The sequence below is a fragment of the Brevundimonas sp. genome (assembly GCF_035998205.1).
GTDB lineage: Bacteria > Pseudomonadota > Alphaproteobacteria > Caulobacterales > Caulobacteraceae > Brevundimonas.
Genome location: NZ_DASYHT010000006.1, coordinates 346,283 through 370,349, shown reverse-complemented (window position 1 = coordinate 370,349; position 24,067 = coordinate 346,283). Strand labels below are relative to the sequence as shown.

At 70.3% G+C, this 24,067-nt stretch carries 25 protein-coding genes and 1 pseudogene; 10 read left to right on the top strand and 16 right to left on the bottom strand.

What is annotated here, in order from left to right:
• Positions 1–2 precede the first annotated feature (2 nt).
• The 6 genes from VGN74_RS11710 to VGN74_RS11685 form a co-directional block, all read right to left on the bottom strand.
• A complete protein-coding gene (locus VGN74_RS11710; RefSeq protein WP_327448379.1) occupies positions 3–1,562 on the bottom strand; it encodes an MASE1 domain-containing protein in 1,560 nt (519 codons plus the stop codon).
• Between the two features lie 47 nt (positions 1,563–1,609).
• On the bottom strand, positions 1,610–2,515 hold the full coding sequence (murB, locus tag VGN74_RS11705; RefSeq protein ID WP_327448377.1) for a UDP-N-acetylmuramate dehydrogenase: 906 nt from the start codon (positions 2,513–2,515) through the stop codon (positions 1,610–1,612).
• A complete protein-coding gene (locus VGN74_RS11700) occupies positions 2,512–2,913 on the bottom strand; it encodes a type II toxin-antitoxin system VapC family toxin (protein ID WP_327448375.1) in 402 nt (133 codons plus the stop codon). The genes murB and VGN74_RS11700 overlap by 4 nt, the downstream gene beginning before the upstream one ends.
• Positions 2,910–3,164 carry a type II toxin-antitoxin system VapB family antitoxin gene (locus tag VGN74_RS11695; protein WP_327448373.1) on the bottom strand — a complete coding sequence of 85 codons (255 nt, stop codon included), beginning with the start codon at positions 3,162–3,164 and terminating at the stop codon, positions 2,910–2,912. The genes VGN74_RS11700 and VGN74_RS11695 overlap by 4 nt, the downstream gene beginning before the upstream one ends.
• Before the next feature lie 69 nt (positions 3,165–3,233).
• Positions 3,234–4,679, bottom strand: a complete 1,446-nt coding sequence (gene murC, locus VGN74_RS11690) for a UDP-N-acetylmuramate--L-alanine ligase (RefSeq protein WP_327448371.1) — start codon at positions 4,677–4,679, stop codon at positions 3,234–3,236.
• A 23-nt stretch (positions 4,680–4,702) separates the two neighbouring features.
• Entirely contained in the window at positions 4,703–6,418 is a 1,716-nt protein-coding gene (locus tag VGN74_RS11685) for a HAMP domain-containing sensor histidine kinase (RefSeq protein WP_327448369.1), read from the bottom strand.
• Between the two features lie 167 nt (positions 6,419–6,585).
• Between VGN74_RS11685 and VGN74_RS11680 the strand changes: the two genes are divergently transcribed.
• Positions 6,586–7,032: a SufE family protein gene (locus VGN74_RS11680; RefSeq protein WP_327448367.1), complete on the top strand. Its 447-nt coding sequence runs from the start codon at positions 6,586–6,588 to the stop codon at positions 7,030–7,032.
• Between the two features lie 13 nt (positions 7,033–7,045).
• On the opposite strand, the pseudogene VGN74_RS11675 reads toward VGN74_RS11680, so the two are convergent.
• From VGN74_RS11675 to VGN74_RS11655, 5 genes and pseudogenes are all read right to left on the bottom strand, one after another.
• A pseudogene (locus VGN74_RS11675) lies at positions 7,046–7,693 on the bottom strand (DUF6456 domain-containing protein); the annotation flags it as partial.
• A 20-nt stretch (positions 7,694–7,713) separates the two neighbouring features.
• Complete coding sequence (locus VGN74_RS11670) at positions 7,714–8,082, bottom strand: helix-turn-helix domain-containing protein (protein WP_327448365.1); 369 nt, start codon at positions 8,080–8,082, stop codon at positions 7,714–7,716.
• A gap of 138 nt (positions 8,083–8,220) precedes the next feature.
• A complete protein-coding gene (locus VGN74_RS11665) occupies positions 8,221–8,862 on the bottom strand; it encodes a hypothetical protein (RefSeq protein ID WP_327448363.1) in 642 nt (213 codons plus the stop codon).
• Between the two features lie 63 nt (positions 8,863–8,925).
• Complete coding sequence (locus VGN74_RS11660) at positions 8,926–9,219, bottom strand: hypothetical protein (RefSeq protein WP_327448361.1); 294 nt, start codon at positions 9,217–9,219, stop codon at positions 8,926–8,928.
• Positions 9,220–9,439: 220 nt separating this feature from the next.
• Positions 9,440–10,399, bottom strand: coding sequence for an IS1595 family transposase (locus tag VGN74_RS11655; RefSeq protein WP_327448359.1), 960 nt, complete (start codon positions 10,397–10,399; stop codon positions 9,440–9,442).
• Between the two features lie 282 nt (positions 10,400–10,681).
• Here VGN74_RS11655 and ctrA point away from each other — a divergent pair, with 282 nt between their 5' ends.
• The 6 genes from ctrA (at position 10,682) to VGN74_RS11625 (ending at position 14,217) form a co-directional block, all read left to right on the top strand.
• Complete coding sequence (ctrA, locus tag VGN74_RS11650) at positions 10,682–11,383, top strand: response regulator transcription factor CtrA (protein ID WP_327448357.1); 702 nt, start codon at positions 10,682–10,684, stop codon at positions 11,381–11,383.
• A 247-nt stretch (positions 11,384–11,630) separates the two neighbouring features.
• The gene (locus VGN74_RS11645; protein ID WP_327448355.1) at positions 11,631–12,005 is read left to right on the top strand and encodes an AtpZ/AtpI family protein; all 375 of its coding nucleotides are present in this window, start codon (positions 11,631–11,633) and stop codon (positions 12,003–12,005) included.
• A gap of 3 nt (positions 12,006–12,008) precedes the next feature.
• Positions 12,009–12,797, top strand: a complete 789-nt coding sequence (locus tag VGN74_RS11640; RefSeq protein WP_327448353.1) for a F0F1 ATP synthase subunit A — start codon at positions 12,009–12,011, stop codon at positions 12,795–12,797.
• A 59-nt stretch (positions 12,798–12,856) separates the two neighbouring features.
• Entirely contained in the window at positions 12,857–13,081 is a 225-nt protein-coding gene (locus tag VGN74_RS11635; RefSeq protein ID WP_298276930.1) for a F0F1 ATP synthase subunit C, read from the top strand.
• Between the two features lie 84 nt (positions 13,082–13,165).
• A complete protein-coding gene (locus VGN74_RS11630; protein ID WP_327448348.1) occupies positions 13,166–13,702 on the top strand; it encodes a hypothetical protein in 537 nt (178 codons plus the stop codon).
• Positions 13,702–14,217 carry an ATP F0F1 synthase subunit B gene (locus tag VGN74_RS11625; protein WP_327448346.1) on the top strand — a complete coding sequence of 172 codons (516 nt, stop codon included), beginning with the start codon at positions 13,702–13,704 and terminating at the stop codon, positions 14,215–14,217. The genes VGN74_RS11630 and VGN74_RS11625 overlap by 1 nt, the downstream gene beginning before the upstream one ends.
• A 153-nt stretch (positions 14,218–14,370) precedes the next feature.
• Here the strand turns inward: VGN74_RS11625 and VGN74_RS11620 are convergent, their stop codons facing one another.
• Together VGN74_RS11620 and VGN74_RS11615 are read right to left on the bottom strand one after the other, a co-directional pair.
• Positions 14,371–14,844: a DUF6789 family protein gene (locus tag VGN74_RS11620; protein ID WP_327449486.1), complete on the bottom strand. Its 474-nt coding sequence runs from the start codon at positions 14,842–14,844 to the stop codon at positions 14,371–14,373.
• Positions 14,845–14,957: 113 nt separating this feature from the next.
• Positions 14,958–15,893, bottom strand: coding sequence for an SDR family oxidoreductase (locus VGN74_RS11615; protein WP_327448344.1), 936 nt, complete (start codon positions 15,891–15,893; stop codon positions 14,958–14,960).
• Between the two features lie 81 nt (positions 15,894–15,974).
• On the opposite strand from VGN74_RS11615, the gene VGN74_RS11610 reads away from it, so the two are divergent.
• Positions 15,975–16,559, top strand: coding sequence for a TetR/AcrR family transcriptional regulator (locus VGN74_RS11610; protein WP_327448342.1), 585 nt, complete (start codon positions 15,975–15,977; stop codon positions 16,557–16,559).
• A 3-nt stretch (positions 16,560–16,562) separates the two neighbouring features.
• Here VGN74_RS11610 and VGN74_RS11605 read toward each other — a convergent pair whose 3' ends face one another.
• Positions 16,563–17,336 carry a YebC/PmpR family DNA-binding transcriptional regulator gene (locus tag VGN74_RS11605; protein WP_327448340.1) on the bottom strand — a complete coding sequence of 258 codons (774 nt, stop codon included), beginning with the start codon at positions 17,334–17,336 and terminating at the stop codon, positions 16,563–16,565.
• Between the two features lie 174 nt (positions 17,337–17,510).
• Here VGN74_RS11605 and VGN74_RS11600 point away from each other — a divergent pair, with 174 nt between their 5' ends.
• Entirely contained in the window at positions 17,511–19,076 is a 1,566-nt protein-coding gene (locus tag VGN74_RS11600; RefSeq protein WP_327448338.1) for an alkaline phosphatase D family protein, read from the top strand.
• Positions 19,077–19,248: 172 nt separating this feature from the next.
• Here the strand turns inward: VGN74_RS11600 and VGN74_RS11595 are convergent, their stop codons facing one another.
• Complete coding sequence (locus VGN74_RS11595) at positions 19,249–21,303, bottom strand: glycoside hydrolase family 97 protein (protein WP_327448336.1); 2,055 nt, start codon at positions 21,301–21,303, stop codon at positions 19,249–19,251.
• A 93-nt stretch (positions 21,304–21,396) separates the two neighbouring features.
• Between VGN74_RS11595 and VGN74_RS11590 the strand changes: the two genes are divergently transcribed.
• The gene (locus tag VGN74_RS11590) at positions 21,397–22,413 is read left to right on the top strand and encodes a LacI family DNA-binding transcriptional regulator (RefSeq protein ID WP_327448334.1); all 1,017 of its coding nucleotides are present in this window, start codon (positions 21,397–21,399) and stop codon (positions 22,411–22,413) included.
• 11 nt (positions 22,414–22,424) lie between these two features.
• On the opposite strand, the gene VGN74_RS11585 is transcribed toward VGN74_RS11590, so the two are convergent.
• On the bottom strand, positions 22,425–24,059 hold the full coding sequence (locus VGN74_RS11585; protein WP_414643573.1) for an alpha-amylase family glycosyl hydrolase: 1,635 nt from the start codon (positions 24,057–24,059) through the stop codon (positions 22,425–22,427).
• Positions 24,060–24,067 lie beyond the last annotated feature (8 nt).

Here is a 24,067-nt window from a genome sequence, read left to right as displayed (position 1 = left end):
GCTCAGGCGGCGACGCGCCGGCCGCTTGCCGGGAGCTGCAGGTCGACGCGCAGGCCGCCGAGCTCACCGATGGCGAGGATCAGATCACCGCCCTGCTGCTGCAGCCAGTTGCGGTCGAAGGCGTCACCGCTGACCGGCGCGCGCTCCAGCCGGGCCACCTGGTGCGCGGACAGGCGCCGCGCCGCGCCGGCGGCGTCGTCGTCCTCGATCCGCACCCGGGCGCCGTCGGCGACCCGCTCGACCCCGATCCGGACCCGGCCGCCGCGCGGCGCGGCGGCGATGGCGGCGGCGAGGGCCTCCTCGATGACCCGGGCCAGCCGGGCCCGGTCCACCCCGACCGAAAGTCCCGGCGTGAGCGCGGTTTCCACCACCAACAGCCGGTGACGGGCGACGAAGGCGAGGGCGCGCACGGCGTCGTCGGCGGCCTCGGCGGGGTCACAGCCCCTCGCCCCCCGACCCGGCGCGTCCAGCGCCCCGCGCATCATCCCCTCGGACAGGGTCTCGATCTCGGCACCGGCGTCGGCGATGCGACGCAGCAGCTCCCGCTGGCGCGGGTTCAGGTCGCCCAGCCGGCCGCTGCGCAGCATCTCGGCCAGGGTGACGACGCCCGAGAGCGGCGAGCGCAGCTCCTCCCCGACCTCGCCGAGCAGACGCATCTTGGCCTGCGAGTCCGCCTCGGCGGCATTGCGCCGGGCCTCGGCGTCGGCGGCGTGGGCGTCCAGCCGCTGCAGCGCCACGGCCAGGGGATAGGCGGTGGCCACTAGGCAGCCGAAGAAGACCTGGATCCACGCGGTCGGATCCACGCCCAGCCGCGCCAGATAATGCACCAGCCCCAGCTCGAGCGAGGCCAGGGTGAGCATGGCGGCGGCCACCAGCCCGATGACGAGCGCGGCGCCGCGCACCCGGTCGTGCACCACCGCCAGCATGACCAGCGGGAAGGCCAGCAGGCCGACCGGGGCCGGCGTCCTCAACGACAGGAGCACGAACAGCAGGGCGACGACAAAGGGCACCATCACGGCGCGCCACATCGGCCAGGCCCCGCGCGAGGCGGCGAACAGGGCGAAGGGCGCCACCACCGCCATGCCGAAGGTGTGGGCCCCGAACCAGCCGGCCGCCGCGCGCACCAGCGAGGTGTCGCCGTCACCCGACAGGGCCAGCAGCGGCAGCACCAGCACGGTCGAGGCCAGCGGGGCCAGGATGACGCCGCCGGCGAACAGGCGACCGAGATCATGGAAGCCGCGGAGCGCATCGCGCCGCGGGCCGAGCAGCCGGCGGGCCAGCAGGATCTCGGCGGCATGCACCGCGGACAGGCCCAGCGCCAGCCATGCCGGCGTCCCGCCGGTCAGATAGGCGGCCGCCATGACAATAGCGGCGGCGGCGACCACGGCGCGGGCCACAGGCGGCTGCGGGCACGCCCGCAGGATGAAGGCCAGCACGAGGGCGTTTGCGGGCCAGACGGCCCCCGCCGCAAGGATGTGGTCGAACGCCTCGGCCGCCCGGACCAGTCCGAAGACGGTCACCAGCAGCAGCCCCCCGGCGATCCAGGTCAGTCGCAGACGCATGAACTCCCCCCTGCGCCGCGTTTTGAGGGTCAGGGGTTGCGCAGCGCTTAACGCTGACGTCCGATCCGACGGATTTCCCAATGTAAATCAATGCCGGTCCGCGCCAGCACATCGGCGCGCACCTGCTCCCCCAGCCCCTCCAGATCCGCCGCCGTGGCCTCCCCCGGGTTGATCATGAAGTTGGCATGCAGGTCGCTGAACATGGCCCCGCCGCCGTCGACGGCGAACAGCCGGCCGCGCCAGCCGGCCTCGTCGACCAGCTTCCACGAGGAGTGGCCCGGCGGGTTCTTGAAGGTCGAGCCGCCGGTCTTCTCGCGGATCGGCTGGGTCTGCTCGCGCCGGGCGGTGATCTCGTCGATCCGGGCCTGGACGGCGTCGGGCGCGTCCGGCGTCCCGCGGAAGGTGGCCGCGAGCCAAAGGATGTCGGCCGGGGCCTGCGAATGGCGATAGCTGTAGCCGAAGTCGGCCACGACGTACTCGACCCGTTCCCCGGCGCGCGTCAGGCCGCGGGCCGAGACCAGCACGTCCTTCGTCTCCGAACCATAGCAGCCGGCGTTCATTGTCAGGGCCCCGCCGATGGTGCCCGGGATGCCGGCGTAGAACTCCAGACCGGCCAGCCCCGCCTTCGCCGAGGCCTTCGCCACCATGGAGTCCAGCGCGCCGGCTCCGGCGGTGATGGTGTCGCCTTCGATCGTGACCTGGGCCCAGGCCCGGCCGGCCAGGCGGATCACCACCCCGGGCACGCCGCCGTCCCGGACGATGACGTTCGAGCCGACCCCGAGGGTCGTCACCGGCACGCCCGGGTCCAGCGCCTTGAGAAAGTCCGCCAGATCCTCGGCGTCGGCCGGCAGGAACAGCGCCTCGGCCGCCCCCCCGACGCGGAACCAGGTGTAGGGCGCCAGCGGCTCGTCGCGCAGCAGCTTGCCGCGGACGGGAGGGAGGGACAGGGTCATGCGGGCTCGATATCGGTCAGGGCGAAGTCATCGCCCTTGTAGAGCATCGGAACCCGGGCGTGACGGGCGCAGGCGTAGGCGAAACAGTCGCCGAAGTTCAAGGCCGCCGGATGCCGGCCCTTGCCGAAGCGGGCATGGGCCTCAAGCGCCAAGGGGGCGGCCTCCGGCGGCACCGCGAGCACCTCCATGCCCGCGATCTGCAGCAGGCGCTCGACGCTCGCCTGCGCCTGTTCAACGGTCACATGCCGTTCACGGCTGACCGCGCGCACCGCCTCCCAGACCGCGAGCGGCGAAGTGATGCACGGCGCGCGGGCGCGGACGCGCGCGAACAGCTCGACCGCGTCCCCCTCGTCCAGCAGGATGGCGGCGATGGCCGACGCATCGACGAAGGCCGTCATTCGTAGAGCGAGTCGATGAAGGCCTTGTCCGCCGGCAGGGGATCGGGGCCCTGCCGCGCTTTCAGGTCCCGCGTCAGGGCGAGGATCTGTTCAAGCGGGTCAGGCGACCCCGGCGGGCCGGACGTCGCCTCCACCCGCTCCAGCTCGCGACGCAGCGCCTGCCTGACCACCTCGGTCTTCGTGGTGCGGCGCTGCGCGGCCAAGCGCTCGGCCAGCCGGTCGACCTCCGGGTCCTTGATGTAGAGCGGCATGAAGCGCCTCCGGGATATATCCCTCTGAGACGCAGTATATACCCGCGCCGCGCCCGCATGAAGGCCGCCCTACCCCAGCGCCTCCAGCTGGGCCGGCAGGGCGTAGGCCCAGCTGGTGATGTCGCCGGCGCCGAGGCAGACGACCAGATCCCCGGCCTTGGCTTCCTCGCGGATCAGGCGCGGCAGGACGGCGGCGTTCTCCAGCGGCTGCACGTTGCGATGGCCGAAGCGGCGGATGCCGTCGACGAGGGCCTGCTTGTCGACGCCCTCGATCGGCGTCTCGCCGGCGGCGTAGACGTCGGCCACGATCACCGCATCGGCGTCGGAGAAGCAGGTCGAGAACTCCTCCATCAGGTCGCGCAGGCGGGTGTAGCGGTGCGGCTGCACCACAGCGATGACCCGCCCGGCCCCTTCGGCGCTCTGCGTCACCTGCCGGGCCGCCTTGAGCACGGCGGCGATCTCCACCGGATGGTGGCCATAGTCGTCGATGATCCGGACCCCGTGCGCCAGGCCGGTGGTGGTGAAGCGGCGCTTGACCCCGCCGAAGCCGGCCAGACCACTGCGGATGGCCTCGTCGGTGACGCCCAGCTCGCGCGCCACGGCGATGGCGGCGAGGGCGTTGGAGACATTGTGCGACCCGGCCATCGGCAGGTGCAGGTCGACGATCCGGTCCGGCGCGTCCAGCGCCGCCACGCCGCGCTTCTGGATCACCACGTCGAAGCGGGCGCCGTCGGGATCGAGCCGGCAGTTGTCGGCCCGCACCATGGCCTGGGGGTTGGTCCCGTAGGTGACCAGCCGGCGGTTGTCGATCTGGGCCACCAGCCGCTGCACCTCGGGGTGGTCGAGGCAGACGGCGGCGAAGCCGTAGAAGGGGATGTTCTCGACGAAATCCACGAAGGCCCGGCGCACCCCGTCGAAGTCGCCGTAGTGGTCCAGATGCTCCGGATCGATGTTGGTGACGATGGCCACCGTCGACTTCAGCCTCAGGAAGCTGCCGTCCGACTCGTCGGCCTCGACCACGATCCAGTCGCCGTCGCCGACCTTGGCGTTGGTGCCGTAGGCGTTGATGATGCCGCCGTTCACCACCGTCGGATCGAAGCCGGCGGCGTCGAGCAGGGCGGCGACCATGCTGGTGGTGGTGGTCTTGCCGTGGGTGCCGCCGACGGCGATCGAGAACTGCAGCCGCATCAGTTCGGCCAGCATCTCGGCCCGGCGCACCAGCGGGATGCGGCGCTCGCGGGCGACCTTCAGCTCCGGATTGTCCGGCTTGACCGCGGTCGAATAGACCACCGCCGAGACCCCGTCGCCGACGTGGGCCGCGTCATGGCCGATGAACACCCGCGCGCCCAGCTTCTCCAGCCGCTCGGTGTTGGCGCTGGCCTTGGCGTCCGAGCCCTGCACCTGGTAACCGATCTTGAGCATGATCTCGGCGATGCCGCTCATGCCGATGCCGCCCAGCCCCACGAAGTGGACCGGACCGATGTCGAAGGGGACGGGGCGCAGGCGACGGATCATGACCGCGCCTTAGCAAGCGGCTTTCAGGATTGCACGAGGGCTTCGGCCGCCGCGGCCGTAGCCGGCGCATCCGATGCATCGGGCGCCGGGGGTGAGACCCCGCCCAGATCGGCCACCGGCAGACGCACCAGCGCCACCGTGCCCTCGCCCAGGGTGCTGTCCAGCACCAGACGCCCCTTGTGCAGCTCGGCCAGCGACCGCACCAGCGACAGGCCGAGCCCGGTGCCCTGGGCCCGCAGGCGCGCCTCTCCGGCCTGCTCGAACGGTCGGCCGAGCCGCTTCAGGTCCTCCGGCGCGATGCCGACGCCGGTGTCGGCCACCATCAGCTCCAGATAGGGTCCAACGGCCTGCAGGGTGACCGTCACCGAGCCCTCCTGCGGCGTGAACTTGATGGCGTTCGACAACAGGTTCAGCGCCATCTGCTTCAGGGCCCGCCGGTCAGCCGTCACCGGCAGGGGCTCCGCCGTCAGCGTTCCGGCGAGGGTCAGGCCCTTCTCCTCGGCCTGGCCCCGGACCATGGCCATGGCCGCCGAGACCACCTCGCGGGCGTCGAAGGACTCCAGCGACAGCTCGTAGCGGGCCGCCGCCAGCTTGGAGACATCGAGCACGTCATTGATCAGTTCGAGCAGATGCTGGCCGGCCTGGTGGATCAGTTCGGCGTACTCGCCGTACTTGTCGGGAATCGGCCCGAACAGGCGGCTCTTCATGATGTCGGCGAAGCCGATAACCGCATTCAGCGGCGTGCGCAGCTCGTGGGACATGTTGGCGAGGAAGCGCGACTTGCCCTGGTCGGCCGCCTCGGCCTCCATCCGCGCCGCCTCGAGCGCCGCCTCGCGCGCATACTGGGCCGTGTCGTCGAACAGCTGCAGCACCAGACGGCGGCCCGGGGCCCCGTCTTCCGTCAGAGGCCGCGCCAGCAGGACAATCCGCCGGTCCAGCGCCAGCCGCGGCGCAAAGCGCGTCTGGGCGGCGCCGCCGGCCAGCGCCTTGCTGATCGCCGACAGCACCGCTGGCCGGTCGGGGGCATGGACGGCGGCGATCAGGCCCGCCTCGAACAGACCATCGACCGACAGGGCCGGCGGCGCGGCGCCATAGGCGGCGGCGATGCGCCCGGCCGGATCGCTGATCAGGGTCAGACCGGGCTGGCCCGCCAGCAGACGTTCGACCCGGTCAGCGACGGCCTCGGCCTGTTCCAGACGCCGCTGGTGCGATCGCCCGGAGAGACGCGCGCCCCAGGCCATGGCGGCGGCGAGCAGCAGGCCGGACGCGGCGGCGACATCGGCGGCCGGCGCCGGCGGCCCGTACCAGGCGGCGGTCAGCAGCCCGGCCAGCACCGCGGCCCCGGACGCGCCGGCGGCCAGCTGCAGACGCCGCCAGCCCCCGAGGGTCAGCGCCGCCGCCACGGGCATGAAGGCCAGCGGGGCCAGCGGCCCGCTGAGGCCGCGCGTCAGGGCGGCTGTCAGCACCGCCGCCCCGCCCCAGATCAGGACCATGTGAAGGCGTCGCGACTCCGCATGGCCCGACCGCAGCAGGATCAGGCCTGCCGCGCCCGGGGTCGCCGCCAGCAGAAGGCCGTAGGTCACGGCCGGTTCCGGCGACAGCCCCGCCGCCCTCAGCACGAGGGCCAGCAGCGCGCAGCCTGCCGCCCAGGCCGCATGCCAGACGGCGAGCGTCGGCTCCGGCAAGGCGTCCGGGGCGACGACGGTCGCCTGGCGCGAACGGGCGGGGATGGGGTCCAAGGAAACCTGACGTTAGGTCACGAGCGAAGGGCGGACCTTAACGAAGTGTATGCGGCGCGGCGAGCGCGCTCGCGGATGAGGCGACGAGCGACTGTGGGCGGTGAGCCCCGGACTGGGGATGGATGGGTCGCATTGCTCCGGCTCCACCGCCGCCCTATGTGGCCGATATGACGACAGGCAGCGAGATCGAGACGGCTCTGGAGGCCCTGGTCGAGGACTTCGACCTGCTCGAGGATTGGGAGCAGCGCATCGCCTATGTCATCGAGCTGGGACGCGACCTGCCGCCCCTGCCGGACAGCGACCGGATCGAGGCCAACAAGGTGCGCGGCTGCGCCGCCCAGGTCTGGGTCGCCTCCGACCGCGACGGCGACCGGCTGGTGTTCCGGGCCGACTCCGACAGCCATCTGTCCAAGGGCAATGTCGCGCTGCTGCTGCGGCTCTACTCCGGTCGCCGCCCGGCCGACATCCTCGCCTTCGACGCCCGCGCGGCGCTGGACCGCCTCGGCCTGCCCCAGGCCCTGACGCCGCAGCGCGCCAACGGGCTGAACAGCATGGTCGGCCGCATCCGCGAGACGGCGGCCGCCGTGGCCGGCGAGGCTCAGACCAGCCGGTAGTCCGGGCCAGGGCCGCCAGCCCGGCCTTCAGCCGCGCCCGGCCCTCGCGCCGTCGCAACCCCAGCCGCCCCTCGGCGGCCATCAGGGCGTCGCCCTCCAGACAGATGCGCACCAGCACCGCCGCCTCGAGCGGCGGCACCGCCTGCAGCGCTTGGGCGATGCGCCGGCGCGCCGCCAGAGCGGCGCCGCCCGGCCCGAGGTCCGCGCCGCCGCCGGCCCCGCGTCGCGGCAGGGCGTCCCAGCGCGAGGTCAGGCGGGCGCTGCGGCGGGCGAGCTCGCCGTCGCGCGTCAGACGCTCGCCCGCGGCCGCCTCGGCGGCGTCCAGCAGCGGCCGCCCCTGCCGGTCGCGCCGCGCCGCGAGCCAGGCGATCGCCGTCGGCGTCAGATTGGCGTGCGCCCGGCGCGCCCGCCCGTCGCCCTCCACGATCAGCCGCTCGCCGACAGTGACGCCGGGCCGTCCGGGCGGCGGGGCCTCGGCCGTGGTCGCGGCGTCCCGGGCCAGCCAGCCGCCGCCCGGGCGGGCGCGCAGCCCCGGGGCCTCGACCAGCGCCCGGAAGCCGGCCTCGTCCAGCCGCAGCAGGGGCCGGGTCCGCCGGTCGCCGCCGATCCGCAGCGCATAGCCGTCGCCCTCGGCCCCCAGCCAGGCCCCCGGCCGGGACATGAGCCGCCGCGCCCGGGCGATCACGCCGCGCCCTCCCCGGCCCCACGCCCGGCGGTCGCCAGCGCGGCCGTCAACAGCGCCGTCAGCTGCTCCAGCCGCGCATCGATCTCGGGCGCGTCGCGCTCGTCCTCGACCCGCTGGCAGGCGGCGCCGACCGTCACCCGGTTGCGGCCGAAGGCGTGGCCGACCCGCTCCAGCGTCCAGCCATAGGCCACATGGGTCAGATACATGGCCGTGCGCCGCGCCCGCGAGATCCCTGCATCCCGCCGCCGGATGTCGAGGATCACCTCCGGCGGCCAGCCCGTGGCCACCGCCACCAGCTGCACCACCAGTCCGGCGCGGATGCGGTCCTCGTCCCGCACCGGAACCCTGTAGGCCGATCCATCCACGGCATCCTCCCTCGCTGCACCTCAAGACAGAAGGAAGATATTCCTATATATGCACTTTACATACCGATGCGGAAATGACACATACGGAACTGCGTGACAGGCCGGAATTTTGCGACGCTCAAGCCGATCAGTTTGAGGTCATTCTTTACGACTGGGTTGATCGCAATCGGGCGGTGATTGAGCTTGGCGGGTCTGGTGATTGGCAAGCCTTGCTTGCTGCACTTCGGGCAGCTTCGCTCGCCATAGTGCCGCGTGGGCCATCGCCTGCTCTGTGAGCGGCTCAATCTCGTTGTAAAGGTCTAGTATCTGCTGGATTTTTTGCCGGACAGTTGCGAGGTCCCATTCTAGGTCTGGGAGTTTGAGCTCTCCCTTGGCGCTGACGGTCCAAAACTTAATCCCGCCCTTTTTGCCGGGGGCAAAGGTGTTGTGCGCTATGATGTTTCTGTCGCCACACCTGTCGGCGATGCGTGAGCAAAGCCGGTTCACAGCTTTCTTCCACTCGTCGTCGTCGGACCCGCTCCACAGGAGCAGGCTTTTAAGGGTGTTTATCTTGTCTCTAGTGCCCATGTTGGCACCGATGATGGCAACTACGGCTAAGCCCTCAAGGCGGGCTAGCTGGCCTATGGATTGGGTCATCTTTTGTTCGAGGTGCGACCAAACGAACATGAATTCGCCGACCAGGGCGAACGTAGTTGTGTAGTCAGTGGGTGTCTTCATGAGCGACGAACCGGATGGGGCGGCCCAGCGCCGCGACGAGGTGGTTAAGCGGATGCTGGCCACGCCCCCGAAGAAGCGAAAGCCGAAGAAAGGGGGGCGCGAGCCAAAGCCCGCGCCCAAGGAGGATTAAGCGACGTGAATCTTTTCGCTGAGCCACCGGGCGACCTCAGGCGGACGTGCCCCGAACCAGTCGCCCCGGCCCGTGATTTCAAGCACGACGATGCCGTCTCCCGCATCAATTACGCGCGCCGCTATGAGGCGATCTATGATCTGGGCGGGCGAAAGTGGCGTTCCGACAATCCAGAACGACCAGAGGGCGCGGCAGAAGTCTGGTGCAGTCCTCAGGGCGTCGGCGAGACGGACGTAATCCTGCGGTCCAATCTCGCCGCGAAGATCGTAACTGACGACGTAGTAGCGCATTCGGCTCTCCGTTGAGCCATGGCGCTTGACCCGGATTCCCGACTCCTGAAAGGTCGGGGTGTCAACCACGGGCTGCCGCGCCACGGCAGTTGGTGAAAGGGATGGGCGACCGCGAATCGCCCATCCCATCTACCAGACCCGGATTCCGCCGTTCTGTGGAGTCCTAATGTTCCGCTTTTGTGCCTTCTTCCGCATGCGCGCCAAGCGGGCGGCCTGAAACTTAAACGTAGGCCGCGTCAGTCCGCCGATAGGTGAGGCGCTTCCCGACCGTCCCGATCAGCGCAAGGTCGGTGCGGGTCACGTCATCCACGCCCAGCTTGGCGCGGGTGTTGTGGCGGAAGTTGAACTCGGTGACGTAGCGGTGAAGGTGCTTCTCGGCGCAGTGCTGATAGACGCCCTTCATGCCCTTCTTGAACACGCCGAAGAAGCCTTCGGCCGAGTTGGTGTGCACGTCGCCACGGGCGTATTCGCCGCCGGAGTGCTTGACCGTCTCATGGGTGGCAAAGGCGGCGCTGGCACCGTGGTAGAGCCTGCTCTCGTCGGTATGGAGGCGCGACGCGGGATGGACGTTCTCGCGGACGATCTTCTGAACGGTCGCCTTGTCGGCGACGGCGACGTGAAAGACCTTGGCCTTGCCGCCGCGCTCAACGAGGGCGACGACCGGGCGGCTGTTGCGCTTCTTGGGGTATTTGAACGGCTCTCCTGAGGTGCGGAGCGCCGGGGTGATCGCGGGCTTGCCGTAGTAGGTTTCGTCGGCTTCCACGATCTTGCCCTCGCCGCCCAGCGGGGTGTCGTCAGTGTCGGTCATGGCCTCGCGGATGCGGTGGGCCATGAACCAAGCGGTGCGGTAGGAGCCAAGGGCAAGCTCGCGCTGGAGCTGGAGCGCGCTGATACCCTTTTTCGAGGCGCACATGAGGTGGGTGGCGAGGAGCCACTTATGCAGCGGCACCTTGGAGTCCTCGTAGACGGTCCCGATGGTGGCGGTGAACGGCTGGGCGCAGGCCTTGCACTTGTAGAGCCCAGGTCGGTGCGACTTGCCTTGCAGCAGGGTGGATTGATCGTCGCCGACAACGCCGCAGTGAGGGCAGGTCCGACCGGCGGGCCAGCGGAGCTTTTCGAAGTGCGCGCGGGCGGCGCCTTCGTCGTGAAAGATCGGGTCGGAAAGGGTCGCGTTGGCCATGACCGAACCCTATAAAATCAGCCCCGGTATGTAAAGTGCATAGTGGGGAAGATATTCCTGCCGCACGTCAGCTACGGTCGCAGGAGGCCCGCGCGGCGGGCCCTCGCAGGACCCGCTCGCGAAATCGGCGCCTTGACGCTGACGAGCCCTAGACGGCGATTCGCAAATCACCCTAGATTCGCCATTAACTACTCTTAAGCCTTTGGCCGATTAACTGGCGAACAAGGTTACCGTTCGCCAAGCGTGCGGAGCCATGGCCAAGCTTCGCCTGGAGGGGCACGAATGCGCGTTCTGTTGATCGAAGACGACAGCGCCACCGCGCAGAGCATCGAGCTGATGCTGAAGTCGGAAGGCTTTAACGTCTACACGACCGATCTGGGCGAGGAAGGCGTGGATCTGGGCAAGATCTACGACTACGACCTGATCCTCCTGGACCTGAACCTTCCCGACATGAGCGGGCTTGAAGTTCTGCGCCAGCTGCGCGTCGGCAAGATCAACACGCCGGTGATGATCCTCTCGGGCAGCCACGAGATCGAGACGAAGGTGAAGACCTTCGGCGGCGGCGCCGACGACTACTTGACCAAGCCCTTCCACAAGGACGAGCTGATCGCCCGCACCCACGCGGTGGTGCGTCGCTCCAAGGGTCACGCCCAGGCCATCATCACCACCGGCGAGATCGCGGTGAACCTCGACGCCAAGACCGTCGAGGTGAACGGCCACCGCGTCCATCTGACCGGCAAGGAGTACCAGATGCTGGAGCTCCTCTCCCTGCGGAAGGGCACGACCCTGACCAAGGAGATGTTCCTGAACCACCTGTACGGCGGCATGGACGAGCCCGAGCTGAAGATCATCGACGTCTTCATCTGCAAGCTGCGGAAGAAGCTGGCCACGGCCGCCGGCGGCAAGCACTACATAGAGACCGTCTGGGGCCGCGGCTATGTGCTGCGCGACCCGGCCGAAGGCTCCCAGACCGCGGCCGCCTGAGGCCGTCGCCCCCCTCCCCGACCGGACAACGCCCGTCGCAGCCTGCTGCGGCGGGCGTTTTCGCGCCCGCCCCCCGCGCCAAAGCGTCCCGGTTCCGCGCCGACTGAAGATTTTCCCATATTTTCCGGCACTTGGACTGTCGCCGCCCCGCCTTGACCTGCCCGCGCCCCGCCTATAGGTTCCGCGCCGAATTCAGACCCCCCTCGGAGGCCGCCTGCGGGCGCGTCGAAGAGGCGCTGAGGCCGCCATGTCCACGGAACCGGAATCGCGCGAAGAGGCGATCGCTCGTCTCAGCCGAAGCGCATCCGATCTGGAGGCGCGCAACCGGCCCCCGTCGTCGCAGACGCTGGCCGCCAGCGCGGTGGTGTCGGAGGCCTACAAGATCATCGCCGAGCTGATCGGCGGCGTGGCGGTGGGCCTGGCGCTGGGGTTCGTGGTCGACCGGTACTTGCCGACCGACCCGTGGGGACTGATCGGCGGCGTCCTGCTGGGCTTCGCCGTCTCGATCTGGATGGCGCGCCGCACGGCGAACCGTCTGATGGAAAAGGCCAAGGCGGAAGGGATCACCCCAGGGTCGATCCCCTTCGATGACGAAGACGACGACTGGGAGCGCAAGGCTTAGGCGATGGCCGACCCGATTTATCAGTTCAAGGTCAAGACCCTGGTCGACCTGCCGGATGTCACCGTGCCCGGCCTGGGCGTGGTCGACCTCGCCTTCACCAATTCGCACCTGGCGATGACCGTCGCCTTCCTGCTGATGGCCGGCTTCATGCACGCGGTCACCTCGCGAGCCCAGATCGTGCCCGGCCGCTTCCAGGCCGCCGGCGAACAGATCTTCGGCCTGATCGACAACGTCACCGAGTCGATCATCGGCCACGACGGCCGCAAGTACTTCCCCTTCGTGTTCACCCTGTTCCTGCTGATCCTCGGCATGAACCTGCTGGGCATGTTCTTCTTCTTCACGGCGACGTCGCAGCTGGCCATCACCGCCACCCTCGGCGCCATCACCATCCTGCTGGTGGTCGCCATCGGGGTGCTCAAGCACGGCTTCGGCTTCTTCAAGCTGTTCTGGCCGTCGTCGGCGCCGCTGGTGCTTCGCCCGATCGTCGGGGCCATCGAGTTCCTGTCGTTCCTGCTGCGCCCGGTCACCCTCGCCCTGCGTCTGTTCGGCAACATGCTGGGCGGCCACGTGGCCCTGAAGATCTTCGCCGGCTTCGTCGTGACCCTCGGGGCCGCCGCCTTCGCCGGCGAGGGCCTCGGCCTGTTCGCCCTGCCGATCGCCGCCCTGTCGATGGTGATGGTCGTCGCCATCACGGCGCTGGAGTTTCTCGTGGCCTTCCTGCAGGCCTTCGTCTTCGCCGTTCTGGCCAGCATCTACCTCAACGATGTGGTCAACCTGGGCCACGGGCACTAAGAGCCCCGGACCAGCCTTCACCCCCAACCCCCGAACCTCTGAAACAGGACTAGACAGACATGGAAGCTGAAGCCGCCAAGTACCTCGGCGCGGGTCTCGCCACCCTCGGCATGATCGGCTCGGCCATCGGCGTGGGCAACATCTTCGGGAACTTCCTGAACGGCGCCCTGCGCAACCCGTCGGCCGCCGCCTCGCAGGTCGGCAACCTGTTCGTGGGCGCCGCCCTGGCCGAAGCCCTCGGGATCCTGGCCTTCGTGCTCGGCATCCTGATCCTGAACGCCTAAGCGCCAGGATACGCCTGATCCAGACGGCGGCGGCCCCCGCGCGGGGTCGCCGTCGCCTTGTCGATATCCAGACGAACGGACCCCATGGCCTCTCCCGCCTCTTCCGACGCCCACGGCGAGACCTACGCCACCACCGAGGCCCCCTCGGGCGGCCTGCCGCAGTTCGACACCACGGTCTGGGCCGGGCAGATCGCCTGGTTCCTGATCCTGTTCGCGCTGATGCTGGTGCTGGTCACCAGGGTGTTTGCGCCGCGCATGCGCCGGGTGTGGGACGAGCGGGCCGCGACCATCCGCGGCGCGGTCGAGACCGCCCGCACCGTGCAGGACGAGGCTGCTGTCCAGGCCGCCGCGGCCAAGGCCGAGGTTGAGGCCGCCCGCGCCTCGGCCCGCGCCACCGCCGCCGCCGCCCGGGCCCGCGTCGCCGAACAGGCCGCCGCCCGCAACGCGGCCCAGGAAGCGGAGCTCAACGCCCGCATCGCCGCCGCCGAAGCCGACATCGCGAAGACCCGCGACGCCGCCCTGACCTCGGTCGGCGCTGTCGCCTCGGAAACCGCCACGGCCATGGTCGCCCGCCTGACGGGCAAGGCCCCGACGGCCGCTGAACTGAAGGGCGCCGCCTGATGCCGTACTTCCTCACCCCCGAATTCTACTCCTTCGGCAGCGCTGACCTGTGGGCCGGTATCGGCCTGCTGATCTTCTTCGGCATCCTCATCGCCGCCGGCGTTCCGAAGCTGGTCGCCGGCCAGCTGGACGCCAAGGCCGCCAAGATCCAGGGCGAGCTCGACGAGGCCGCCCGCCTGCGCGCCGAGGCCGAGGCCCTGCTGGCGCAGATCCGCGCCGAGAAGGCCGCCGCCGACGCCCAGGCCCGCGACATGCTCGCCGCCGCCGAGGCCGACGCCCGCCGCCTCGAGGACGAGACCCGCGCCCAGGTCGAGGAAGCCCTCGCCCGTCGCCAGAAGCTGGCCGAGCAGCGCATCGCCCAGGCCGAGGCCCAGGCCATGGCCGAGGTCAAGGCGCTCGCCGCCGAACAGGCCGCGGTTCAGGCCGAAGCCATCCTCGCCGCCCGCCTCGCGGCCGCTGGCGCCGACCCCATGGCCGACGCCGCCATCGCCCAGATCGGCCAGCGCCTGAGCTGAGGAAATAGCGCCCTTTCCTCCCCACGCCAGTGGGGAGGGGGACCGCCGCAGGCGGTGGAGGGGCAGCCGACGCATCGCGCTTGACCAGCCCCTCCGTCTCGCCGGCTTCGCCGTCGAGCCACCTCCCCATGGCATGGGGAGGAGAGCCGGCCCTCAGAGCGCCGCGACGCCCTCGGGCGGATGCATCCGGGCCAGCCGCTTCTGACGGCTCTCCAGGCGGCCGAACACATTGCCCAGAACGATGCCGAACACGACGTGTCCGCCCAGCATCCACAGCACCCCGCCGAGACCGGCGCGGGCGCCGAGCATGCCGACGCCCGACAGGGGCGCGACCGTCAGCATCATCACCAGGAAGGCCCCGACGGCGAAGACGATGCCCTTCGTCTCCGGGGTGTCGGTCGGCAGCCGGGGGCTGAGCACCCCGAACAGCGGGCCGAGCAACAGGGTCCCGACGACGAAGTGACCGATCCAGCCGGCGAGGGCCAGATCGGGCACCTGCAGCATCACGGCGACCATACGGGGAAAGGGAACGGCCCAGGGACCGAGGGCGAGGTTGACGGCCTCCATCGCCGCCACCGCCAGGGCCCCCGAGAGCCCCGAAATCATGCCCATTTGTACGCGTGACATCATGACCAGAGCGCCTCCCAACGCATCGTTCTTGTGTACGCGAGGGGGAGGATACGCCCGTTGGGCGAACGCCGGTGTCACATTAACGTGCGCGGCCCCGAGAGGTCCGGGTTTCAGCCGAAGCGGACGCCCGAGAGCCGCTCCGCCTCGCCCCACAGGGCGTGCGCCACGCCCGCGTCCAGCGCCCGGGGCTCGATCCTCGCCGGCCCCGGCGGCCCCTTGTATTCCTTCATCCGGACGGGACCGTAGTAGCCGCCCGACTCGACCGGGCCGGTCGCCGCCAGCAGGATCGGCAGGGCCCCGTCGGCCTGGGAATGGCTCACTAGCGGCTCGAGGAACGGGCGGTAGACATAGCGGAAGCCGGCCCGGGCAAGCCCCGACGCCGAGGCCAGCGGGCCGTTGCCGATCAGGTCCGTGCGGGCATAGCCAGGGTGGGCCGCCACGCTGGTCAGGCCCCAGTTCGCCGCGGCGCTGCGCCGGTCCAGCTCGAGGGCGAACATCAGCATGGCCAGCTTGGACTGGGCATAGGCCTTCCACGGCGTGTAGCCGGAGGTCAGGTTCAGGTCGTCCAGATGGATGCGGCCCTGCCGGTGAGCGACCGAGGACAGCTGCACCACCCGGGCCTGACCCGCCTGCAGCAGCGGCAGCAGACGCGCCGTCAGGGCGAAGTGACCGAGGACATTGGTGGCCAGCTGCAGCTCGTGCCCGTCTGGACTCTCCTGACGCGTCGGCAGGGCCATGACCCCGGCGTTGTTGATCAGGACATGGATCGGCCGCCCCTCGGCCAGCAGGCGCGCCGCCGCCCCGGCGACCGAGACCTGGCTGGCGAGGTCGAGCTGTTCCACCCGCACCGTGGCCGCCGGCGTCTCGCGCAGGATCGCCGCCCGCGCCGCCTCGCCCTTGCCGGGGTTGCGCACCGCGAGCACCAGATCGGCCCCGCGCGCGGCCAGCACCCGCGCCGTCTCGAAGCCGGTGCCGGAGTTGGCCCCGGTGACGATGATCCGCCGACCCGTCTGATCCGGTACATCGCGACTGGTGAAGCGGGCCATGGGCGTTATCCTTGCGCTGTGAAACCATCGACGAAACGACGTTCAGCGGATATATCTGCACCCGATGCAACATTGCAAGGGGTGCACAACATCGGCCTCAGGGACCGCAAGCGCCGCGAGACCCACGCTCGCATCCAGCAGGAGGCGATCCGGCTGTTCCTCACCCATGGCTTCGAGGCGGTGACGCTCGACCAGATCGCCGGCGCCGCCGGCGTGTCGCGGCGCAGCCTGTTTCACTACTTCACCTCCAAGGAGGACATGGTGCTGGCGGCCAAGGTCGAGATTGGACCGCAGCTGGCCGAGGCGGTGGCCCGCCGTCCCGCCGACGAACCGACCCTCGACATGGCCGAGGCGGCGCTGACGGATATGGCGCAGCACTTTCAGGGGCCGGAGATGCGGGCCCTTGCACGGCTCATCGCGACCACGCCGTCACTGGAGGCCGGCGATCACGCCAGGTACGCCGAACTGGAGCGGGCCCTCGCGCGGGCCCTCGCGCAGCGTCGGGGCCTGGCGGAGGACGACCTCGAGATCGTCGCCGTGGCGGCGGCGTCGATCGCCATGATGCGACACGCGACCGAAGCCTGGCTGGCCGCTGATGACGCTCACGGGCCAGAGATTTTCGGGCAGCGCCTGTTCACCGCCCTGCGGCAGGCGGTGCGTTCCTGACGGTCAGCCCGCGAACTTCGCCGCGTCCTCGTCCGAGATGTCCTCGTTCGAATAGACCTGCTGCACGTCGTCCTCGGCGTCGAGGGCGTCCAGCAGCTTGAACAGGGTGCCGACCTGGTCGCCGGTCAGGCTGACCTCGGACTGGGGCTTCCAGACGATGGCCGTCGACTTGGGATCGCCCAGCACCTTAGACATGGCCTCGGCCACCTCGTTGAGGTCCTCGAAGGCGGTCCAGATGGTGTGGCCCGGCGCGTCCTCATAGATGTCCGGCTTGACCAGGTCGCTCTCGACGTCCTGGGCCCCGGCCTCGATGGCCGCCTCCATGACCGCGTCCTCGGAGCCGGCCTCGGCCGGATAGTGGATCTTGCCGACCCGGTCCCACATGAAGGTCACCGAGCCGGTTTCGCCCAGCGCCCCGCCGTTCTTGGAGAAGGCCGCGCGCACCGCCGAGGCGGCGCGGTTGCGGTTGTCGGTCAGCACCTCGACGATGATCTGCACGCCGCCCGGGCCGCGCCCCTCGTAGCGGATCTCCTCCATCGCATCGACTTCGCCGCCGACGGCCTTCTTTATGGCCCGGTCGATGTTGTCCTTGGGCATGGACTCGGCCTTGGCGTTGTTCACCGCCAGGCGCAGGCGCGGGTTCATCGCCGGGTCGGGCAGGCCCGACTTGGCCGCCACGGTGATCTCGCGCGAGAGGCGCGAGAACAGCTTGGAGCGGAGCGCGTCCTGGCGCCCCTTCTTGTGCATGATGTTCTTGAACTTGGAGTGGCCGGCCATGCGTCAGGTCCCGTCGAGGGCATCGAGGAAGGGGGGCTCTAGCGCAGCCGCGCGCGCCTGTCACGGCGGCGGCCGGGGAACCGGACGTGAGGCCCTTGGGTCGCGGCGACGCGCGCCCGACGGACTGTCATATTCGGAGGCTAACGGACGGCAACTGTCGATCGGAGCGCCCGCATGTCCCTCTTCACCCCCTCCCGTCGCGGCCTGATCCTCGGCCTCACCTCCGGCGCCGCGGGCTTCGCCTCCACCGGGGCCCTGGCCCAGCAGGTGTTCGCCGAATACCCCTTCCAGCTAGGCGTCGCCTCGGGCGACCCGGCGGCGGACGGCTTCGTCATCTGGACCCGTCTGGCCCCCCGTCCGCTGGAGACCGGCTACGGCATGCCGGCCGCGCCGATGAGCGTGTCGTGGGAGGTGGCCGAGGACCGCGGCTTCAACCGCACCGTCGCCTCGGGCGAGGTGGTGGCGCGCCCCGAGCTGGGCCACGCCGTCCACGTCGAGGTCGAGGGCCTGCAGCCCGCCCGCGACTACTTCTACCGCTTCAGCGCCGGGCGCGAGCGCAGCCTGACCGGCCGGGCCCGCACGGCCCCGGCGGCCGGCGCCCCGACCGCGGGCGTGCGCTTCGGCGTGGTCGGCTGCCAGAACTATGAGCAGGGCTACTACACCGCCCACCGCTACATCGCCGACGAGACCCTCGATTTCATCTACTGCTACGGCGACTACATCTACGAGGGCCGCGGCAACCGGGTGTGGAACAGCGCCAGCGGCCCCCAGGCCCAGCCGCGCCCCCACCTCGGCGGCGAGACCTTCTCGCTGGACGACTACCGGCGGCGCTACGCCCAGTACAAGATGGACGTGGACCTTCAGGCGGCCCACGCCTCGGCCCCCTGGTTCGTCACCTGGGACGACCACGAGATCGACAACAACTGGGTCAGCGACCTCGACCAGGACGGCACCGACCCGGCCATCTTCCGCCTGCGCCAGCAGGCGGCGCTGCAGGCCTTCTACGAGAACATGCCGCTGCGGCGCTCGGCCTTCCCGCGCGGCTCGGCCATGCAGCTGTACCGTCGCGCCGTCTATGGCGACCTGCTGGACCTGAACCTGCTGGACACCCGCCAGTACCGCACCGACCAGCCCTGCAACGAGCGCTGGGCCTCGACCTGCGACGGCGTCAACGATCCGGCCGCCGAGGTGCTGGGCCAGGCCCAGGAAGCCTGGCTGTTCCAGAGCCTGCAGGGCTCCCGCGCCCGCTGGAAGGCGCTGGCCCAGCAGGTCATGCTGATGGACCTGAACCGCAACCTGAACGGCGAGGTCGGCTACAACCTCGACACCTGGGCCGGCTATCGCGTGCCCCGGGCGCGGCTGCTCACCCACATCCAGCGCCGCAACATCGACAATGTGGTGGTCCTGACCGGCGACGAACACCAGAACTACGCCGGCGAGCTGTTCCTCGACGGGCGCAACCCCGAGGGCCGGCCGATCGCCACCGAGTTCGTCACCACCTCGATCAGCTCCTCGGGCGACGGCGTCGACCAGCGCTCCGACATGGCCCGTATCCAGAGCCAGAATCCGTTCCTGAAGTTCAACAACGCCCAGCGCGGCTATGTGATCTGCGACCTGACCCACGCGCGCTGGCGCACCGACTTCAAGGTGCTGGACCGGGTGTCGACCCCGGGCGGGGTGCTGAGTACCCGGCGGTCGATGGCCATCGAGGCGGGCGACCCGACGCTGGCGGAGGCGTAGCCGCCACTCCCTTCCCCCTCGATGGGGGAAGGGTCGGGGATGGGGGTGGGAACACGACGTCGACGGAAAGACGCTTGAGGCGGCGCCGCCTCCTGCACCCATCCGGACGCCTCGCGCACTCACCCCCACCCAACCCTCCCCCATCGAGGGGGAGGGCCTTTTTTGTGCGCCCCTACCGCCGGCCCAGCGCCACGAAGCGCACGGCCATGCCGCCGCCGGGGGCGAGGCGCAGGTCCATGGCGTCGCGCGCGGTGACCTCGCGGGTTTCGATGGCGATGGCGTAGGGATTGGTCTCCCAGTCGGCATCGTCGCCGTCACGGTAGATCTCCGCGCGATAGCGGCGGTTCGGATCGAGGAAGTCCAGCCGCACCGGCAGCACGCGGCCGTGCTCGTCCGTGACGGCCCCGAGGTACCAGTCCTCGGAGTTGCGGTCCTTGCGGGCGAAGGTGACGAAGTCGCCGATCTCGCCGTTCAGCACCCGCGTGTCGGCCCAGTCGACGGGCACGTCCTTGATGAACTGGAACGCCTCCATGTTGGTGGCGTAGTTCTCGATCAGGTCGGCCACCATCTGGATCGGGCTGTAGATCACCACATAGAGCGCCAGCTGCTTGGCCAGGGTGCTCTGGATGCGGCTGCCCGGCTGCTGGCCGTTCAGTACGAAGATGCCGGGCGTGTAGTCCATCGGGCCCGACAGCATGCGGGTGAAGACCAGATTGGCCTCATGCTCCGGCGGGTTCGGCGGCACGCCCCAGGCGGCGAACTCCATGCCGCGGGCGCCCTCGCGCGAGACCCAGTTCGGGTAGGTCCGGCGCAGGCCGGTGTCCTTGATCGGCTCGTGCGGATTGACGGCGATGCGGTGTTCGGCGGCAGCGCGCACCACGTTCAGATGGTGCCGCGCCATGTGCTGGCCGTCGTGCCAGGCCCAGGCGATCTCGCCGTTGTCGTCCAGCACCTTGGCCTGGCCGGCGTCGGCGACATAGCCGGACTTGATGGAGTCGATGCCGAGACGCTCGTACAGGGCGAAGGCTTCGGGGATCTGCGCCTCATAGTGCGAGGCGAAGCCCGAGGTCTCGTTGTGGCCCACCAGATGCACGCCGCGCTCGCGGGCGTAGGCGGCCAGACCCTCGAGGTCGAAGTCCGGATAGGGCTGGGTGAAGCTGAAGTCCTGGCCGTTGCCGAACCAGTCGCCGTCCCAGCCGACGTTCCAGCCCTCGACCAGCACCCCGCGGAAGCCATGCTCGGCGGCGAAGTCGATGTAGTCGCGGGTGCGCTCGGTGGTGGCCCCGTGGTTCGGGCCCGAGGCCCAGGTCATGGTGTTGAGGTGCATGCCCCACCAGATGCCCACATACTTGTAGGGCTCGACCCAGCTGACGTCGCCCAGGGCGTTGGGTTCGTTCAGGTTCAGGATCAGGTCCGACATGTACAGGCCGCCAGCGTCGTCGGCGATCTGCATCGTCCGCCACGGGGTCGGGAACGGGGCGGTGCGGCGCACCTTCGCCTCGTCGATGCCGGGCGCCAGCTGCGCGGTGAAGCGCTGGCCCGAGACCCGCCGCAGCCACATGCCGGAGTAATCGACCAGCGCCGCCTCGTGGAAGGCGATGTGCAGGCCGCTGTCCAGCTTGACCGTCATCGGCGTGTGGGCGCGGCCGATCTCGGCGATCGGAGTGCGGTTGTAGAGGTATTCGTAGCGGTTCCACTCCCCGGCCGGGATCCACCAGGCCTCCCCCGCCTCGACCAGGTTGAACTCGGTCAGCTCGTCGGCGATGGCCACATCGCGCAGCTGCGGCTGGTCCGGGAACTCGTAGCGGAAGCCGACGCCGTCATCGAACACGCGGAACACCACGTCGAAGCGGCGGCGCGGCTCGACCTGCTCGGTGAAGGTCACACGCAGCTCGTTGTGACGGTCGCGCACGAAGCGGCGCTCGCCCCACGGCTGCTCCCAGGTCTCGTCGCGGCTGGCGCGGGCCTCGCCGGTCAGGCGGAAGTTGCGCTCGAGCTTCGGCGCGCCGACCAGCATGAAGCCGAGGCGGCTCTCCTCGATCACCGGCCGGCCGAGGCGGCTGACGGTGTAGAAGGGCCGGCCCTCGCCATTGGTCGACAGGGTCACGCTCAGCACCCCGCCGGGCGAGGTGACGGTGGCGCTTGGCGGCGGCGGCGGCGGGCTCTGGGCCAGCGCCAGCCCCGGCGCGACGGCCAGGGCGAGGGTCAGGAAGAGGCGTCTCAGCATGGGGACTCCTGGGGCGAGAGAAAAAACGAAGGCCGCTTGCCAGACCCGGCGAACTCTGCGACCGAGGCCTGAAACTTTTGCGGCAAATTTTGCATGACCCGGAAGGCCACACGTCTGGCGGACCTCGCGGCGATGACCGGACTGTCGATCTCGACGGTCTCGCGCGCGCTCAACGACAGTCCGGCGATTAACGCCCAGACCAAGCAGCGCATCTGGCAGCTGGCGCGGGAGCACGGCTACGCCCTGCGCCGCTCGATGCCGGCGGGCCCCGAGGGGGCCGAAGCGGTCATCGCCATCATCGTGCCCCGGCCGCAGGGCCGCGACAACTACTGGCTCTCCGACCCCTTCTTCCTCGAGCTGTTTGCCGGCGTCGGCGACGCGGCGCGCCAGCGCGACTGCGACTTCCTCGTCAGCCACGTCTCCCCGGACAGTTTCGAGGACCTGCGCCAGGTCATGAGCACGACCCGCGCCGACGGCGTCATCTTCCTCGGCCAGAGCCATCTGCACGAGGCCTTCAACCGGCTGGCGGACGTGGAGGACAGGTTCGCCGTCTGGGGCGCCCAGCTGCCGGACCAGCGCTACTGCTGCGTCGGCTCGGACAATGTGCTCGGCGGCCGCCGGGCCACCCTGCACCTGGCGCGGCTGGGCCGCAGCCGCATCGTCTTCCTCGGCGACACCGAGGCGCCGGAGGTCGACCAGCGTCGGCGGGGCTACCTCGAGGGCCTGACCCAGGCCGGCCTCGCCGCCGATCCGGCGCTGGTGGTCGACGCCCATTTCGAGGTCGAGAGCGCCGAAGCCTCGGTGGAATCGCTGATCCGTCGCGGCGTCGCCTTCGACGGGGTGGTGGCGGCCTCGGACCTGATCGCGCTCGGGGCCATCCGCGCCCTGCGCCGCGCCGGCCGCGCCGTGCCGAAGGACGTCTCGGTCATCGGCTACGACAATGTGCCTTTCGCCCGCTACTCCGGCCCGGCCCTGTCGACCATCGCCCAGAACACCGCCCGCGCCGGCAGGCTGCTGGTGTCCAAGCTGCTGGACCACCAGGGCGAGGGGGCGCTGCGCTCGGAACGCGTCGCCACGGACCTCATCGTCCGCGAGAGCTGCGGGGGCTGACCCGCGGCGGCTCACGCCCGGGTCGCCACATAGGCGCCGTAGGGCGGCAGGGTCCCCGGCGCCGCGCCGTCCATGTTCACCTCCAGCAGGCGCCGCCAGCCGGGTTCGGCCGCCAGAGCCGCCGGCAGGGTCTGCGTCTCCGGCCCGAGGTTGAACAGGCACAGCAGGCGCCCGTCGTCGGCCACCCGCTCGAAGGCGACCAGCGGCGCCGCGACCTCGCGCGGGGTCAGCCGCCCGACGCGCAGGGCCGCATGGGCCCGACGCAGGCCGATGGCCCGGCGGGTGGCGTTCAGCGTCGAGGCCGGGTCCGCTTCCTGCGCCTCGACCGCCAGCGGCGGGTGACGCGGATCGACCGGCAGCCAGGGCTCGACGCCGGAGAAGCCCGCCCACGGCGTCTCGGCGCGCCAGGGCATGGGCGTGCGCGCCCCGTCCCGGCCCAGGGTCTGGGGCCAGTTGACGATCGCCTCGGGGTCGACCAGCCGCTCGAACGGCACATGCGCCTGGGGCAGCCCCAGCTCCTCGCCCTGGTAGACGAAGGCGTTGCCGCGCATGCACATCAGCAGCAGCATGGCCATCTCGGCGAAGGCCTTGCGATCGGCCTCGGCGGCCCAGCGCGACACCGCCCGCGGCGCGTCGTGGTTGGAGAAGGTCCAGGACGGCCAGCCCTCCCCCGCCGCCCCCGGCCACATGGTCTCGGCCTGATGCAGCAGGTCGGCGCTGAGTTTGTCCGCATACAGATAAAGGAAGCCATAGGCGCTGTTCAGCCGGTCGTCGCCGGCGGTGAACAGCTTCATCTCGCGCTCGGCGTCCTCGCCGCCGACCTCGGCCACGGTGAAGCGGCCGCCGTAGCTGTCGGTCAGGGCCCGCAGCCGGTTCAGATAGGCCGGAATGTCGGCGTGGCTCTGGTTGTAGAGATGGCGCTGGAAGTCGAACGGCCGGGTGCGCTTGCCCGGGGTCGTGACCGGCGGATTGTCGGTCAGGGCCGGGTCGTGCATGGCGAAGTTGATGGCGTCGAGGCGGAAGCCGTCGACCCCGCGCTCCAGCCAGAACCGCGCCGCCGCCAGCGTGGCGTCCTGCACCTCGGGATGGTGCAGGTTCAGCTGCGGCTGCTCCGGCAGGAAGTTGTGCATGTAGTACTGGCCGCGCCGCGCGTCCCAGGTCCAGGCCGGACCGCCGAACACCGACTGCCAGTTGCTGGGCGGCGATCCGTCCGGCTTCGCATCGGCCCAGACGTACCAGTCGGCCTTCGCATTGTCCCGGCTCTGCCGGCTCTCCTGGAACCAGGCGTGCCGGTCCGAGGTGTGACAGAACACCTGGTCGATGATGACCTTAAGCCCCAGCGCATGGGCGCGCGCCACCAGGGCGTCGAAGTCCGCCAGCGTGCCGAAGATCGGATCGACGTCGCAATAGTCGGCCACGTCATAGCCGAAGTCGCGCATCGGCGAGGTGAAGAAGGGCGAGATCCAGATCCCGTCCACCCCGAGCGAGGCGACGTGATCCAGCCGGGCGGTGATGCCCTTAAGGTCGCCGACGCCGTCGTTGTTCGAGTCGGCGAAGCTGCGCGGATAGATCTGGTAGATGACCGCGCCGCGCCACCAGACGTCGGCGGCCGTTTCCGGCTCGGGGGCGGCGACGGGACGGGAGATGAGGGTGG